General features: G+C 52.7%; 16 protein-coding genes and 1 other RNA gene. 10 read left to right on the plus strand and 7 right to left on the minus strand.

The window, feature by feature from the left end:
- Positions 1-27 precede the first annotated feature (27 nt).
- The 4 genes from EDM60_RS20795 (at position 28) to EDM60_RS20810 (ending at position 3,033) form a co-directional block, all read left to right on the plus strand.
- Positions 28-858 (plus strand): DUF3100 domain-containing protein, encoded by an 831-nt coding sequence (locus EDM60_RS20795; protein ID WP_122965681.1) that lies wholly within the window; start codon positions 28-30, stop codon positions 856-858.
- Positions 855-1,292, plus strand: a complete 438-nt coding sequence (locus EDM60_RS20800; RefSeq protein ID WP_122965682.1) for a hypothetical protein — start codon at positions 855-857, stop codon at positions 1,290-1,292. Before EDM60_RS20795 ends, EDM60_RS20800 begins: the two co-directional genes overlap by 4 nt.
- A gap of 162 nt (positions 1,293-1,454) precedes the next feature.
- Complete coding sequence (locus EDM60_RS20805; protein WP_122965683.1) at positions 1,455-2,246, plus strand: ABC transporter ATP-binding protein; 792 nt, start codon at positions 1,455-1,457, stop codon at positions 2,244-2,246.
- A 97-nt stretch (positions 2,247-2,343) separates the two neighbouring features.
- Positions 2,344-3,033, plus strand: coding sequence for an MBL fold metallo-hydrolase (locus tag EDM60_RS20810; protein ID WP_122965684.1), 690 nt, complete (start codon positions 2,344-2,346; stop codon positions 3,031-3,033).
- 85 nt (positions 3,034-3,118) lie between these two features.
- Here the strand turns inward: EDM60_RS20810 and EDM60_RS20815 are convergent, their stop codons facing one another.
- From EDM60_RS20815 to EDM60_RS20825, 3 genes are all read right to left on the minus strand, one after another.
- On the minus strand, positions 3,119-3,739 hold the full coding sequence (locus EDM60_RS20815; RefSeq protein ID WP_122965685.1) for a peptidylprolyl isomerase: 621 nt from the start codon (positions 3,737-3,739) through the stop codon (positions 3,119-3,121).
- Between the two features lie 202 nt (positions 3,740-3,941).
- Complete coding sequence (locus tag EDM60_RS20820) at positions 3,942-4,628, minus strand: tetratricopeptide repeat protein (RefSeq protein ID WP_122965686.1); 687 nt, start codon at positions 4,626-4,628, stop codon at positions 3,942-3,944.
- Between the two features lie 80 nt (positions 4,629-4,708).
- A complete protein-coding gene (locus EDM60_RS20825; protein ID WP_122965687.1) occupies positions 4,709-6,661 on the minus strand; it encodes a beta-propeller domain-containing protein in 1,953 nt (650 codons plus the stop codon).
- Between the two features lie 186 nt (positions 6,662-6,847).
- Here EDM60_RS20825 and EDM60_RS20830 point away from each other — a divergent pair, with 186 nt between their 5' ends.
- The 3 genes from EDM60_RS20830 to EDM60_RS20840 all read left to right on the plus strand — a co-directional run bounded on the left by EDM60_RS20830 (position 6,848) and on the right by EDM60_RS20840 (position 9,334).
- On the plus strand, positions 6,848-8,383 hold the full coding sequence (locus EDM60_RS20830; RefSeq protein WP_122965688.1) for a fumarate hydratase: 1,536 nt from the start codon (positions 6,848-6,850) through the stop codon (positions 8,381-8,383).
- A 261-nt stretch (positions 8,384-8,644) separates the two neighbouring features.
- On the plus strand, positions 8,645-9,022 hold the full coding sequence (locus EDM60_RS20835; RefSeq protein WP_122965689.1) for a LysM peptidoglycan-binding domain-containing protein: 378 nt from the start codon (positions 8,645-8,647) through the stop codon (positions 9,020-9,022).
- Between the two features lie 120 nt (positions 9,023-9,142).
- Entirely contained in the window at positions 9,143-9,334 is a 192-nt protein-coding gene (locus EDM60_RS20840) for a hypothetical protein (RefSeq protein WP_063227780.1), read from the plus strand.
- A gap of 228 nt (positions 9,335-9,562) precedes the next feature.
- Here EDM60_RS20840 and EDM60_RS20850 read toward each other — a convergent pair whose 3' ends face one another.
- Positions 9,563-9,817 carry an alpha/beta-type small acid-soluble spore protein gene (locus EDM60_RS20850; RefSeq protein WP_122965691.1) on the minus strand — a complete coding sequence of 85 codons (255 nt, stop codon included), beginning with the start codon at positions 9,815-9,817 and terminating at the stop codon, positions 9,563-9,565.
- Positions 9,818-9,848: 31 nt separating this feature from the next.
- The gene (gene yfkAB / locus EDM60_RS20855) at positions 9,849-10,964 is read right to left on the minus strand and encodes a radical SAM/CxCxxxxC motif protein YfkAB (protein WP_122965692.1); all 1,116 of its coding nucleotides are present in this window, start codon (positions 10,962-10,964) and stop codon (positions 9,849-9,851) included.
- A 78-nt stretch (positions 10,965-11,042) separates the two neighbouring features.
- Between yfkAB and EDM60_RS20860 the strand changes: the two genes are divergently transcribed.
- Together EDM60_RS20860 and EDM60_RS20865 are read left to right on the plus strand one after the other, a co-directional pair.
- On the plus strand, positions 11,043-11,723 hold the full coding sequence (locus EDM60_RS20860) for a DUF1385 domain-containing protein (protein WP_122965693.1): 681 nt from the start codon (positions 11,043-11,045) through the stop codon (positions 11,721-11,723).
- Between the two features lie 82 nt (positions 11,724-11,805).
- Positions 11,806-12,351, plus strand: coding sequence for a GNAT family N-acetyltransferase (locus EDM60_RS20865; RefSeq protein ID WP_122965694.1), 546 nt, complete (start codon positions 11,806-11,808; stop codon positions 12,349-12,351).
- A 40-nt stretch (positions 12,352-12,391) separates the two neighbouring features.
- Here EDM60_RS20865 and EDM60_RS20870 read toward each other — a convergent pair whose 3' ends face one another.
- A complete protein-coding gene (locus EDM60_RS20870) occupies positions 12,392-12,922 on the minus strand; it encodes a gamma carbonic anhydrase (protein WP_122965695.1) in 531 nt (176 codons plus the stop codon).
- Between the two features lie 13 nt (positions 12,923-12,935).
- Positions 12,936-13,244 carry an iron-sulfur cluster biosynthesis family protein gene (locus EDM60_RS20875; RefSeq protein ID WP_122965696.1) on the minus strand — a complete coding sequence of 103 codons (309 nt, stop codon included), beginning with the start codon at positions 13,242-13,244 and terminating at the stop codon, positions 12,936-12,938.
- Between the two features lie 134 nt (positions 13,245-13,378).
- On the opposite strand from EDM60_RS20875, the gene rnpB reads away from it, so the two are divergent.
- Positions 13,379-13,767, plus strand: an RNA gene (gene rnpB, locus EDM60_RS20880) — RNase P RNA component class B.
- Positions 13,768-13,947: the final 180 nt, after the last annotated feature.

The raw sequence follows: 13,947 nt of genomic DNA on the forward strand, positions 1-13,947 counted from the left end.
GAACGAGACCGAACAGGGGGAAACATTATGACTGAGGGACGCGTGAATGTGTTCAAGCTGCATTTCTTGGTGCTTATACTGGTTGCTTTGACAGAGTTTATCGGCACGAAAAAAATTAACATCGGTATCGGGGTAATCGCTTTGTTTCCAATGCTGTACGCACTTGTTTTGGGCGGTGTGATCAGTTGGCCTTCATTTAAATTTTTGAAAGAAAAAGACATGAATGTCGCTGCGAATATTTTGGGAGTTTCGTTCTTGCTCTTCGTATGCAAGCTGGGTGCGAATATTGGGCCGGAGCTGCCAAAGCTGTGGGGAGCTGGTGTATCTCTGCTCGTGCAAGAGGTAGGGCACATCGTCGGAACGATCATTTTGGGCTTGCCGGTAGCGCTCTTGCTCGGGCTCAAGCGTGAATCGATCGGGGCCACTTATTCGCTCGACCGTGAGCCGAACCTGGCCATTGTTGTGGACAAGTTTGGCGCGAGTTCTCCTGAAGCGCGCGGCGCGCTGGGCGTCTACATTTGCGGCACGCTGTTCGGTGCGATTTTCATGTCGCTTTTGGCAAGCATTTTGGGAAGCAGCGGACTGTTCCATCCGATTTCCCTCGCGATGGGCGCGGCAGTTGGCTCAGGCAGCATGATGGCCGCAGCGACAGGATCACTGGCTGTTATTTTCCCGGAAGCACAGCAAGACATCGCCTTTTACTCAGGTGCGGCCAACCTGATGATGAGCATCATCGGCACGTATGTATGTATTTTCGTGTCGTTGCCGCTGACTCAGCGCCTGTACGCATGGCTTGAACCGATTATTGGGCGTAAAAACGCTTCTGCGGAAACAGAAGGGGGGCAAAGAAGCGCATGAACCAAGTTCTGACGATTCTCATCATTGGTGCCATCACACTTGTCGGAAACTGGATCGGCTACAAGGTTCCCATCCTGGAATCCTTGCCAGGCATTGCGCTTTTGGCGGTCATTACCTTGATCGGGATGGGCTTCACGAAAATATTGCCGTTCAAATCTCCAGTCATCGTCTGGATTTCCTTGTTTGCCATGATTGCCACTTCTCCCTTTTTCCCAGGAAGCGCGTATACGGCTGCGGCGATTGCCAAAATCAATTTGCTGGCTCTCGCTACCCCGATTCTCGCCTATGCAGGTTTGTCGCTGGGCAAAGACATCCATCTGTTCAAGCAACTGAGCTGGCGGATCGTCGTCGTGTCCCTCGTTGTTTTCACTGGTACGTTCCTGTTCGCAACCTTGTTCGCGGAGATCGTATTCAAAATTCAAGGCAAGTTTTAACGCACAAAGCATGACCGAAAACCTTCGTGGCACACAGCGCGAAGGTTTTTTCGTCTCTACCCGGGGTGTACAAAAGAATTGATCGATCAGGATTAGACAGGTATACTCTTAATAATCAGAAAGATTACGGCATACGACAAAAAGAGAGAGTGGAGGCAGCACATGATCATTGACGTAAATCAGGTCACCTGGCAGCGGGACGACACAACGATCTTGAAAAACATTGATTGGCAAGTGCAAGAAAACGAACATTGGTGTCTTGTCGGCTTGAACGGTTCCGGCAAGACAAGCTTGTTGAAAATCATCTGCGGGTACACATGGCCGACGAAAGGACAAGTAAGCGTTCTCGGCGATTTGTACGGGACGGTTGATTTGCGAGAGGTGCGAAAATCGATTGGCTGGGTAAGCACGGCCTTGATCGCGCAGCTCCACGAACACGAAACGGCTTTTCGCGTGATTTTGAGCGGGCGGGAAGCGACGATCGGCTTGTACTCTGTTCCGAGTGAGGCAGATGTGCAAAAAGCGCAAGAGCTGCTGGAGACGTTTGGCTGCGCCGAGCTGAAGGACAGGCCGTTCGGTGCGCTGTCCCAGGGCGAGCGGCAAAAGATTTTGATTTCGCGGGCACTGATGGCATCTCCGCGTCTCTTGATTCTGGATGAGCCATGTACGGGGCTTGATTTGCTCTCCAGAGAGCAGCTTTTGTCGATGATTGAGCAGATTGCCAAACAGCCGGAGGGACCGACGCTTTTGTACGTCACCCATCACATCGAGGAGATTTTGCCGTGCTTTACTCACACGCTGCTGTTGAAATCAGGTGAGGTAGAGCGGGCTGGACGAACCGATGAGGTATTGACAGCCGAAGGGTTGACCCGCTTTTTCGGCGTTCCTGTCAACATCGCCCGTTCCCAGGGACGCTCCTGGGTCAGCCTGGGAGAAGAGGCGTCTGTGCGTTAGCAGTCCATCATTTGGCAAGGATCGGCAATGTCGTGTATCATTGTGTATAATAATATCAATAGGAATAAAAAACTGGGAGGAGAGGAGAGATGGAAGCATGAACAACGCGATTGCGCCAATCACAGACTCCACCTGGGCGATCATCACTTATGAGGACGCATGGAACAGCTACGTGAACAGTTATGTGATCAAACAAGGTGACTCGTTTGTACTGATTGACTCCCATCAGCGGAAGCAACGGGCGTATTTTCAACAGGCATTGGAGGGAATTGGCGCCAAGCCTGAGCGGATTGACTACGTGTACTTTACGCATCGACACGCTGACCATATCGGGAATGCCGACATGTTCCCGTCTCGCAACAACTGGATTCATCTGGACGATTACTACGAACTGGACGATTTTTCGCAGACGCTGTTCGGACACACCTTCACGGGGAGCGGAGGAGATTTGCCGTCCTTGCGATTTCGTCAGCTGGCCTTTCATACGGAAGGCTCTGTCGCTTTTTTTGACCCGCAGAGCAAAATTTGCTTTGTCGGCGATCATATTTGCTTTGAGAAAACCGAGCTGGGCGAAGTGATCGGGAAGGAAAGCGAATGCCGGGCCGCATATAGGCAGCAGCTCAAAACATGGGCAGGGGAAGAACCGGATCGCGTTCCTGAATATGTAGAAAGTCTCGAAGCCTTGCTGGATTGGCCGATTGAATTTTTGGCGACCGGACACGGCCCGATTTTGCAAGGGGAGATTGCGGATTACTTGCACGAGCTGATTGGGGTGCTCCGCACGTAATGGTCGGAAGCGAAGACGTGCAAAAAGACTTGTGAAGCCAGGAGGCGACACAAGTCTTTTTGCTATCCCGATTGGCGTATGGGAACTATTCTTGCTCCGGTTCGATCAGGACAGGGTCGGAAATTTGCACATTGTATTTTTTCTTGAGTTGAGTGATCCACTCGTCGACGTTTTTGCGCTTGTTCCGCTCTTGCAGCTTCTCGGCAATCTCTGGACGGGCTTCTTCCAGCGATTTTCCGAGTTTTTCCTTGTTCTTCTCGTAGTATTCCTTGATTTGCTCGTCTGTCACCGGATACGCTTTTTCAAGCAGCTTGTCGCGCAGCAAAATCATTTTGATACGTTCGCGCAGCTCTTTTTCGTTCGTAAAGTTTTTTTCCTTCAAGTATTGTTGGAATTTTTCCGGCGTTTTCAGCTTGTCCTTGATCGGATTGACTTTTGCGTCAACCTCCTGCTCGGATACGGTAATGCCTTGTGCGGCGCCTTCCTGTCGGCACAGCTCGATGGCGACCAGATCGGACATGACACTTGCGCCGGACTCTTTTTTCATCTGCTCGTACAGTTCGTGTTGCGAGATGGAGACGTTGCCGATCTTGGCTACTGCATTTGTATCGAGTGCAGCGGAATCTTTTGCTTGGGACACTCCGATGACTGCCAGCCCGGTCAGGAGCACGGCTACAGTCAGGATGGAAACATCAAACTTTTTCATAAAGAAACCTCTCTTTCTGGCGTACCTATGTGAAAATAGTATAGAGCAGCGATGCGGGGGAAAAATGGAACGACTTTTTACGAGAATCCCACATTTGCCTGCCAACCATGCCTAGAGCTTGGGGCGAAAAGGCGGCAATAGAAAACCGCACACCTGAATCATGTGCGGTGTTTGGTAAAATTCATGCAACGGCAAGGAGTGTTTAGCTGACGTGGGTCGATGCCTTTTGCCACTCTTCCAGGCGTTTTTCCAGCTCGGAACGGTTGAAGTGCAAGGAGCTGGCCGATTTGTCCAGCAGCTGGCGAAGATAGGTCAAAGCGTGTTCGTAATTCCCTTTGGCCGCCTCGATTTCAGCCAAGCAAAACAGCTTCCATTCCTTGGCGGAGCGCTTGCTGGCGATCAACTGGTACGCTTCCAGCGCGCTTTCGATTTCGCCCAGTCTGGCGTGCGAGCAGGCGATGAGCGCCAAAGAATCGGTCATTCCCTGGTCGCGCTGGTAAATGCGGAAAGCCACTTCGAGCGATTCGTTGTATCGGCCGGAAGAGTAATACACGACCGCCAAATTGTAGAACAAGTAGTGAATCATCGCTTGGTTGAACAAAGAAGGGCGTTCCTTGCACACATTGATGCCGGAAACAATATATTTTTCAGCCAGTTCGTAATTGCCAATCATAATTTCATGAGTCGATTTATCCAGCATGGCTACTGCACGCGAACGGTTTTTTCGGTAGGAAGCCTCCAACCAGCTAAGCCGAACATCCAAACGGCGTTTGTACAAATTCGCCATATATTGAAAACGGAAGGGCCAGTGCAGGCGAATGAACATGACCAACAGCACGGCTGCCAAACCCGCCAGTGTCGAGGCCAAATTAAGACTCAAATACTCCACGTAGTGACACCCTCTCTTTTTGCGCTGCCTCTATTACCCCATCTTAGCACAGAACCTGTCCGGGTGACAGACCATTCCCTTTATTTCGTCAGAGTGAGTGTCCGCCCTGCTTTTGACCCGTCAAGCTGCTGGGTTTTGAGGATGTCGTCCGAGACGGTGTACAGCGTGCGGTCAATCGTCAGGATGCGTTTGATGTTTTTGCTGTTTTCGTACCAGCCTTCTCCAGCTTTGTTCAAATCTTCTTGGCTCAGGTGCGTGATCTTGTCGGTCAACGTGAAGCCTTTGGCCAAATCGAGATGATAGACGTAGGCGCCCTGGAAGGTGAAGTGGCCGTAATCGCGTATGTCCGGGCTTTGCTTTTGCTCCTCCGTTAATTCAAAGACAGTGACAGGGAAAGCGAGCAGTTCCTTTTCTTTGGAGAAAAGCAGCGCCTTGTGATTGTACAGAAGCTCGGAATCGGTGCCTCGGTCGCCAATCACGGTTTTGAACTTTTCTTTTGGCTTGCTGACGTCGCTGACATCGAACAGCGCGATTTTCATCCCTTGGTAATAGGCTCTGTCCTTGTCAGATTCGGCTTCCTTGCCAAACCCGATAATGTGATTCTCGTCGTACGGGTGCAAGTAGTCGCTGTAGCCGGGAATTTTTAGCGCTCCCAAAATGCGGGGTGCTGCGGGCTTCGACAAATCAAGTACAAACAGCGGGTCTACGTTTCTGAAAGTGACCATGTAGGCGCGCTTGCCCATGAACCGGACCGAGTAGATTCGTTCGGTAGGCGCGACGCCTTCCAGCTTGCCGTGCAGATCGAGCTTGCTGTCGAGGACGTAGACGTTGTTTTGCGAAGTGTTTTCATCGGTGCGCCAAATGTTCCCGCTCGTCGTCGCGAGCCGGAAATAGCCGTCGTACTCATCCATGGAAAACTGGTTGAGGATGCGCCCCGGCACGCTGCCTTTTGCTGCGTAGGTCACTTCCCCTTTGTTCATGCCAAAGCGATAGATGGTCGTGTCGGTTTGCATGGGCGGCGGAGTGAAGCTAGGGGCGATTGACTCTCCTTGCTTCATTTTCGTCGGCAGCACTTTTTGTTCGGTCACGGCAACATACAGACTCGTTGGCGAGGCGTAAATGTTCTCGCCTGCCCCCAAATAGGCGGACAGCGACATTTTTTGCTTCGGATCGTCGAGATTGACGCCTGCGACCATCAAGTAACTCGGCTGCACGTTTTCGGGAAAATAGCGGATGTCGTCATACGGGACTGTCAGGAACTTGTCGCCCGAAGCGCTGTCGCGATAGGCAGGGCCGGGCAGTTCATTGTTTTCCTGCAAAATCCGGTACGTGTCGATGTAGCGGTTCGCTGTCAGGTACAAGCTGCCGCCGATTTTGCGGGAAGACAAATACTGGCCTTCCACATCCAGCTGCCGGATCAGGCGAGGATGCGCTTTGTCCGCAATGTCGTAGACAAACGCTTTGACCAGTTGATTGTTTTGATAGTACGGAATGCCGCGCTTGGAAGCAGGGAGGGGGGCCATTTCGACGCTTTCATTCGCCTGGCCGATCACGATCAGCCTGCGGTCGTCGACGAACATTTCCAGCGGGGTGAACAAACCGTTTTCGTAGCCGATTCTGCTCACGACATGCATCTCGGTTGCAGGGTAAGCCTTGACGATTCGCACTTCCCGGTTCGTCGACTGGTACAGGTAGGTTCCGTCGGTTTTGACGATGTCGGCTTCATCTACGCCTTGTACCTGCGTGTTCGTCGTCGAAAAATCGCGGGATGCACCTGCTGCTGCATTGTCCGCAACCGCTTTCGACATCGGGGCTGCTGTTGGCATGCTTAAAGCCGATTCTGCGATGGCGTAGTTGTACTCCGTTGCTTTGAGCAGCTTTTTCAATTGCCCGTAGCTGCCGACGAGTGGCAATCCGTCTTTTTCTGCGGCCGCAGTCACTGTCGGCTCGTGGAGCGTGCCTGCCGGGAACAAGAGCGGCATGGCGCAAAGCACGATGACTGTCGCGAGCAGCCCGGCTGCTTTTCTCTTCATTTTCAATCCCCCGTTTCTCTATCTGGTCAGGATGTGGATTCAGTAGTAAGACGTGGCAAAAGGCAAGAACGTTTCACGGATGATGAAGTCTTTGCCCAGCGGTGTACGGACAGGGGGGAGAGCGTGTGCTATAATAATAGGCGGTTTAAGCTACCATTCACACTTACGTCAAAAGGGGCGTCTTAGATGGAAAACTTGAAGCAAAGCATTCTGGAACTGATCACGGATACTTCTACGAACTTGCCGCCAGACGTGCGTCGCGCCGTCAATGCTGCCAAGGTAAAAGAAGATCTCGGAACACGGGCAGCACTGTCTTTGTCCACCATCGCGCAAAACGTCGTCATGGCAGAAGAAAATGTTTCTCCGATCTGCCAAGATACGGGAATGCCGACATTTGAAGTGAAAACTCCGATTGGCGTTAACCAGCTCACGATCAAAAAAGCGATCAAGGAAGCGATTGTAGAGGCGACCAAAACAGGCAAGCTGCGTCCGAACTCCGTTGATTCTTTGACAGGGGCAAACAGCGGCGACAACCTGGGGCCAGGTACGCCTGTCATTCACTTCGAGCAATGGGAAGAGGATGAAGTTGAAATCAAGCTGATCTTGAAAGGCGGCGGCTGTGAGAACAAGAACATCCAATATTCCCTCCCCTGTGAGCTGGAAGGTCTGGGCAAAGCAGGCCGCAACCTAGATGGCGTGCGCAAGTGCATCCTGCATGCTGTTTACCAAGCCCAAGGCCAAGGCTGTAGCGCCGGCTTCATCGGCGTAGGAATCGGTGGCGATCGCACCTCCGGCTATGCGCTGGCGAAGCATCAACTGTTCCGTTCTGTGGACGATGTCAATCCAAATCCGGAGTTGGCTGCCCTGGAAAACTACATTATGGAAGCAGCCAATCAACTGGGCATCGGTACGATGGGCTTCGGCGGAAACTCCACTTTGCTCGGCTGTAAGGTGGGCGTGGAAAATCGCCTGCCAGCAAGCTTTTTCGTTTCCGTCGCCTACAACTGCTGGGCATTCCGCCGTCAAGGGGTTCGTCTGCATGCAGAAACAGGCGAAATTTTGCGCTATCTGTACAAAGATGAAGCTGTGGCAATGGATCTGGCTCCGACCGCAGCTGCGAGCGAAGCGGCAGAAGAGCGCCGCGAGGTTGTGCTCCAAGCGCCGATTTCCGAGGAACAAATCCGCAGCCTGAAAGTGGGCGACGTGGTCATCATCAACGGGGAAATGCACACAGGCCGCGACGCTTTGCACAGCTACCTGATGGACCATGACTGTCCGGTCGACCTCAATGGAGGCATTATTTACCATTGCGGTCCGGTAATGCTGAAAGACGAAGCAGGCGAGTGGCATGTAAAAGCGGCTGGCCCGACAACCTCCATCCGCGAGGAGCCATACCAGGGTGACATTATCAAGAAATTCGGAATCCGCGCTGTTATCGGAAAAGGCGGAATGGGCGCAAAAACGTTGAAAGCGTTGAATGAGCATGGCGCTGTGTACCTGAATGCCATCGGCGGTGCCGCGCAATATTATGCGGAGTGCTTGGAAAAAGTCGAAGGCGTGGACTTCATGGAATTTGGAATCCCGGAAGCGATGTGGCACTTGCGCGTAAAAGGCTTCGCCGCGATTGTCACGATGGATTCGCACGGAAACAGCCTGCACGCAGATGTCGAGCAATCGTCTCTGGAAAAATTGGCGCAATTTGCCGAACCGGTATTCAAATAAGAATAACGAGATAGCCAAAAAAGCCTCTGGCGCCGCATTGTGCGCTGGGGGCTTTTTGCTTTTTTTGCCGTGACTGTACGCTGTACGCCGAGCTTTTGGCTCTGGCTGCCTTTAGCCTTTGCCGCGATTTTTCGAGCCTGTCACGGCGAATATACTGGGTGAATGACCATTTTCGCAAAGATAGGTATTGGTTTATTTCCGTTGCTTGCGGGCGGGCATAGGTTAGTAACGAACAAAGAAACGATAGGAGGAGTGAGATTCGTGAACTACACAGTTCGTGCGGGAGATACATTGAACAGTATCGCGGCCCGCTTTGGCGTGCCGGTACAGGAATTGATCCGAGTGAACAACATTGCCTATCCGTACTACATTTACGTGGGTCAAAACTTGTACATCCCCGTCAGTACAACACCTGCCCCCACAAGCGATGTCGAGCGGAGACTGACTCGCGTGGAAAACCGGGTGGACGCGTTGCGCGACGATTATACCAAGCTCGACGATCGGGTAGATCGCCTGGAGACGCGCATGAACCGCCTGGAAGCCCGCGTAACCCGTCTGGAGCGAATTGTCCCGGCACCTCCGCCGACACCAACCGTCAGACCGACACCTAGACCAACTGCGACCCCGCGTCCGCGTTGATTGAACAAATAGCCCGGCTATCCTTTCTTTGCAAGGGGCAAAGAAAATTCCCGCTTCGCCATTTCCTCTTGGCCCCGATCTGCATAAGGTGGTACTAGAGGATTACGAGGAGGTGCGGCCATGCTAGGGTTTTTCAACGGTAAAAACGTCAGACACCATTTCATGGGCGTCTATGGGAAAGTGGTGCAAATTCGGGAGCTGGTAGAAGTGATCGACCAAGTCTTCGATTCCTTCCACAAAGTGAACAGCATCAGCAAGACGATGCTCGGGCCCCGGAAGCCGAGTGCGAAAAAACTCGACAAACTCAGATGACGACCAGCTATGAAGCTGGACAGCAAAAAAACCGCCTCCAATCTCGGGGCGGTTTTTTTTGTAAACAAGTATTCAGCGAGGCTTTGCACGGAGTGTTTTTCTCCGGGATGTTCCTGATCCTCATCAGCCTGGCTGCGAGTCTGCTTTTGGGCAAGGCGCGGCTAATCGAAAAAAAGAACCCCGTCGCTTGATTTCATCAAAAGGCAGGGTTCCCAAAGCGTGAGACTGTTATGATTTTGGATTCATCGCTTGCGCAGCCATCCGCACCATTTCTTTGACCATGCTGCCGCCCAGTCTGCCGCCGATCCGGCCTGCATCGTGCGAAGTGAGCTGGCCGTTGTATCCGCGCTGCAAAGGGACGTGAAGCTCGGATGCCACTTCGTACTTGGCCTGGTTCGGGTCAGCGACATGGGCGACTCGTGCTTTCAACGCATCCAGCCCTTCTTGGGCACCCGGGACGAGAGGACGTTTTCGTCTGCTCATGGATCATCACCTCTCGTCTTAGCGTGCCCAACTAGACGAGTGCCTTGCGCATCGTGAAATTCGTCTCCGGGTAGTAAGTGTTGGCAACGAGCAGGTTTGGCCCTGCGCATTTGGCCGCTGGACAGAAGCAGTTGATATTCTGGTTCATGGAATGCCCCTGCCAAGAGTCAAACATGCGTTGCAGCTCGTCTTTTTGAATATTGCCGAGCGGTTCCACGTCTCCGAAGTCTGTCACGATCACGTCGCCCGTAAAAATGTTGATATTCAAGCGATTCCGACCATCCGGATCGTTGCGGGTCGTGACATTTTTCGCCGTACGGAGCCGCTGGATCAACGCCCTGTCTGCTTCGTCCGCACTGCAAGCGAAAAACGGCAGCGTGCCGAACAGCATCCACAAATCTTCGTTACGGACATCGAGCATCCGGTGAATGGCCTGGCGCAGCTCATCGAGAGAAAGCACGTCGAGATCGCGGGCAAAGTCACTCGCGTACATCGGGTGCACTTCGTGCCTGCGGCTGCCCATTTCCTGGATTTGCCGATGGAGCGTCTCCAGCTTGGGCCAGGTGCGATGATTGAGCATCGTCTCCGCCGAGACAAACACGCCTGCCTCCGCGAGCTTGCGCGCGTTGTCCATCATCCGCTCAAACTGCACTTCTGCCTGTTTGCCTGAAACCGGCTGCCTGGCTTTTGCGTAAACAATATCATGAAACTCCTCCGGGGTAGACCAGTTCCAGGAAATATGCATGACATCTATGTAAGGCAAAACCAGTTCGTAGCGGGAAAAGGGCATGGACATGTTGGAGTTGATCTGGGTTCGCAGCCCGCGATCCGCCGCGTAGCGCAGGATGGGCTGGATGACTTCCTTGACAGTTCGTTCGCTGTACATCGGTTCTCCGCCTGTTATACTTAGCGTAAGCAAATCTTTGGCTTCGTCCAGGCGACGAAGGATGAGATCGACAGGCAGAGCGGGATCGTCTTTATATCGCAATGTATCGCCAACCGCACAATGCTCGCAGCGGAGATTGCACAGATTCGTTACAGTAAACTCGACGCTGGTCAATTTATAGGCGGGGGGTGTCGCATTAAACAACGGCTCCCATGGATCGTGTATCGGTGTTAGTGGTGTTGTTGGAACCATGCGGATCAATTGTGGAAACCTCCTTCATTCTGCGTACAACTCAACCTATTATAACGACATTAGAGCGGAAGGAGAATAGCTAACGACATGATTATGGGGATGTCTTTTGGGCGCGGTGTGCTTTTTCACGATCGCAATGTGCTGGCTTGTGCGGAAGTAAAAGACGGCGTTATCCACATGTGGGCGGAAAAAATCACACTCAAAACGATTGGAAAGCTATGGTATCGTATTTTTTTCTCCTTTCCCTGGTATTATCAGCTTTTTCACTTGCTCCTCGCCTGCTATGTAGTGGCGGCTCTGGTGCATCCGGCCTGGGCAGTCGTAGACCCGATGTGGGTGGCTGTCTATATCGGCGGCTTTCACTTTGTTTTTCCAAAAATGATGAAAAAGTTTCACGGTGCAGAACATAAAGTATTCAGCTATTCCGGCAGAAAATCGCTGGCCGCCTTGCCGCAAATTGCCAAGGCTGACATCGTCAATGACGGTTGCTCGACTAATCTGGTCGTCTGGTTTTTCGTTGGCTTTCTGCTCTCTGTCTGGTTTTTGCCGATGGAGTGGAGCATCGTCTGCGGCGTCGGCGGACTTTTGGTAGGAATGTTCGGAGATCGCTACGTGCGCAAATATTGCGGAGTTGTTTACAAGCTCTCGGCCTTTTTCCAAAAGTATTTTACGACGAAAGAGCCGGATCGGCTGCATCTGGAGACGGCTATTCGCTCCTACATGCTGTTTGAGCACATACGCGATATGGAACGGCAGCACTCGGCATGAGAAGGAAAGAGAAGTGAGAAGCAACAAGCCTCCTGGGCAAAGGGGGCTTTTTGGGTCACGACAACGAAGGAGGCAGAGGGATATGAAAATAGCACCGCGAGATTTTGCTGGAAAAGGACTCGCTTATACGCTTCGTTCGGCTCAAGAGGAAGACGCGAGCGAGCTGGTAGCCGTACGACTGCAAATCGATGGGGAAACGGAAAATATGGACAGAGAGCGAGGCGAGGGGTTTCTGGATGAAGCTGCCTTTCGCGAATTGATCCGGGCTGACTCGGAAAGTGAGCGCAATCTGTTCCTGGTCGCGGTGGCGAATGGTCGCATCGTTGCCTTTTCGCGCTGTCAAGGAAGCTCGCTCAAGCGACTGGCGCACCGGGTTGAATTTGGCGTAGGCGTTTTGCAGGAATATTGGGGATACGGCATCGGGAAGCAGCTGCTTCAAGAATCGATCGCCTGGGCAGATGAACATGGCGTGAAAAAAATGACGCTGCAAGTTCTGGAGACGAATGAAAAGGCGATTGAGCTGTATCAACGGCTTGGCTTTGAGACAGAGGGCGTGCTGAAACAGGACAAGCTGTTATCAGACGGCAACTATTACAGCACGATCGTGATGGGGCGATTTGCAAAATAAAAAAGGTCGAGGGCATACGCATTGTCCTCGACCTTTCGCTTTATCTCTCCAGCGGGTTTTCTTCCAGCTGGCGGTACGTTTTTCCTTTGTCCACATAGGACTGGCGAATGCGCACCAGTTCCTTGAAGTCGGCTTCGGTCAGCTCGCGCTTTACTTTCGCGGGATTGCCGACGACGAGCGTGCGCGGTGGCACTTTCATTCCCGGAGGAACCAGCGCTCCGGCGGCGACCATCGCCTCTTCGCCGATTTCGGCCCGGTCCAAAATGATCGCTCCCATCCCGATTAACGCGCCGCGGCGCACCACGCAGCTGTGCAGGACGGCATTGTGCCCGACGGTGACTTCATCTTCGAGGATCAGCGGATTGTTCGGGCTTTGGTGCAAGGTGCTGTTGTCCTGCACGCTCACCCGTTTGCCGATCACGGTTGGCGCGATGTCACCGCGAATTACGGTGTTGTACCAAATGGAAGAGTCTTCGCCAATCTCAACGTCGCCTGTTACGACAGAGCCTTTGGCCAGAAAAACGCTGGGATGAATGTTAGGCTTGATGTTTTCAAAGGGAAGCAGTAGCATAAAAACCTCCTGGTCAGTGAGTAAGCGTGCAGCTGTTTTCTTGCGGACGGGGATGATGAATCGAGAATCGCCCCGTGACAGGGTCGCAGTCAATGACGGTGCCGATCAGCTTGTCCACATCTTGCGGTTGATAGAAGAAGCGGATGCTGTTGATTTCCTCAATCTGGTCGCGCTTGTCCGCTTCGGTAATGGCAATGCTGTAGGTGAAGCTGCCGCATCCGGTCGTGGTTGGAACAAGCTTGATTCCGAGCTTGTCTGCGTCGTGTTCTTCCGCAATCATCAGGGCAAGGCGCGCTGCCGCCTGCGAGGTAATGTTTATCACAATCAACCCTCCTTGTAGCCTCTCTATTGTACTACAGGTTTGCGATTGGATCGAATGCGAACATTCCAGCTTCTGTTAGTTGACCGCAAACGGCGCATGTGATAGAGTATGTAGTACTGATTCGTGAATGCGGGAAATGTGGGTAGTCGCTGCCGCAATCGCTTCGGCGGTTGGCGGTAGAGGAAAGTCCAGGCTCGCCCAAGCTGAGATGCTTGGAGTGTTCGTACCTGGCGCAAGCCAGGGCAGTGAGGCGCAAGCTTTGCTGACGGCGTGGAAAGGGCTCTCTCTGAGGCCCGAGTACGCTGAAAGTGCCACAGAAACGTAGCTTTTCTGGCGACAGAAAAGATGGAACGCGGTAAACCCTGCGAGCGAGAAACCCAAATTTGGTAGGGGAACCGTCCTGAAGGAACCAAACGGAAGGGACGGATGGCATCTTTGGATGCCATAGATAGATGGCTACCGCTCTTGGTGCGAGGGCTTGGCCCGTTTGAAGCACGGGAGAGACAGAACCTGGCTTACAGCATTTCCTGCTGGATATGATTGGAATACCGGGAGGCGCCAAGCTTTGGCGACGTTCCGGTTAAAAAGCAAAGACCGCCTTCATGCGAGGGCGGTCTTTTTGCATGCCAAAAAGCAAGCGCGGCACAGCGGCAAGTGTGCTTTGGAGGAGCAAAAGACAACCTTCTGTGATAAGATAAAGGTA

The sequence above is a fragment of the Brevibacillus parabrevis genome, assembly GCF_003710905.1.
Taxonomy (GTDB): Bacteria; Bacillota; Bacilli; order Brevibacillales; family Brevibacillaceae; genus Brevibacillus; species Brevibacillus parabrevis.

Coding starts and splice junctions, on each gene's coding strand:
- EDM60_RS20795 (WP_122965681.1), top strand. CDS start 28: ATGACTGAGGGACGCGTGAATGTGTTCAAGCTGCATTTCTTGGTGCTT.
- EDM60_RS20800 (WP_122965682.1), top strand. CDS start 855: ATGAACCAAGTTCTGACGATTCTCATCATTGGTGCCATCACACTTGTC.
- EDM60_RS20805 (WP_122965683.1), top strand. CDS start 1,455: ATGATCATTGACGTAAATCAGGTCACCTGGCAGCGGGACGACACAACG.
- EDM60_RS20810 (WP_122965684.1), top strand. CDS start 2,344: ATGAACAACGCGATTGCGCCAATCACAGACTCCACCTGGGCGATCATC.
- EDM60_RS20815 (WP_122965685.1), bottom strand. CDS start 3,739: ATGAAAAAGTTTGATGTTTCCATCCTGACTGTAGCCGTGCTCCTGACC.
- EDM60_RS20825 (WP_122965687.1), bottom strand. CDS start 6,661: ATGAAGAGAAAAGCAGCCGGGCTGCTCGCGACAGTCATCGTGCTTTGC.
- EDM60_RS20830 (WP_122965688.1), top strand. CDS start 6,848: ATGGAAAACTTGAAGCAAAGCATTCTGGAACTGATCACGGATACTTCT.
- EDM60_RS20840 (WP_063227780.1), top strand. CDS start 9,143: ATGCTAGGGTTTTTCAACGGTAAAAACGTCAGACACCATTTCATGGGC.
- EDM60_RS20850 (WP_122965691.1), bottom strand. CDS start 9,817: ATGAGCAGACGAAAACGTCCTCTCGTCCCGGGTGCCCAAGAAGGGCTG.
- EDM60_RS20860 (WP_122965693.1), top strand. CDS start 11,043: ATGATTATGGGGATGTCTTTTGGGCGCGGTGTGCTTTTTCACGATCGC.
- EDM60_RS20865 (WP_122965694.1), top strand. CDS start 11,806: ATGAAAATAGCACCGCGAGATTTTGCTGGAAAAGGACTCGCTTATACG.
- EDM60_RS20870 (WP_122965695.1), bottom strand. CDS start 12,922: ATGCTACTGCTTCCCTTTGAAAACATCAAGCCTAACATTCATCCCAGC.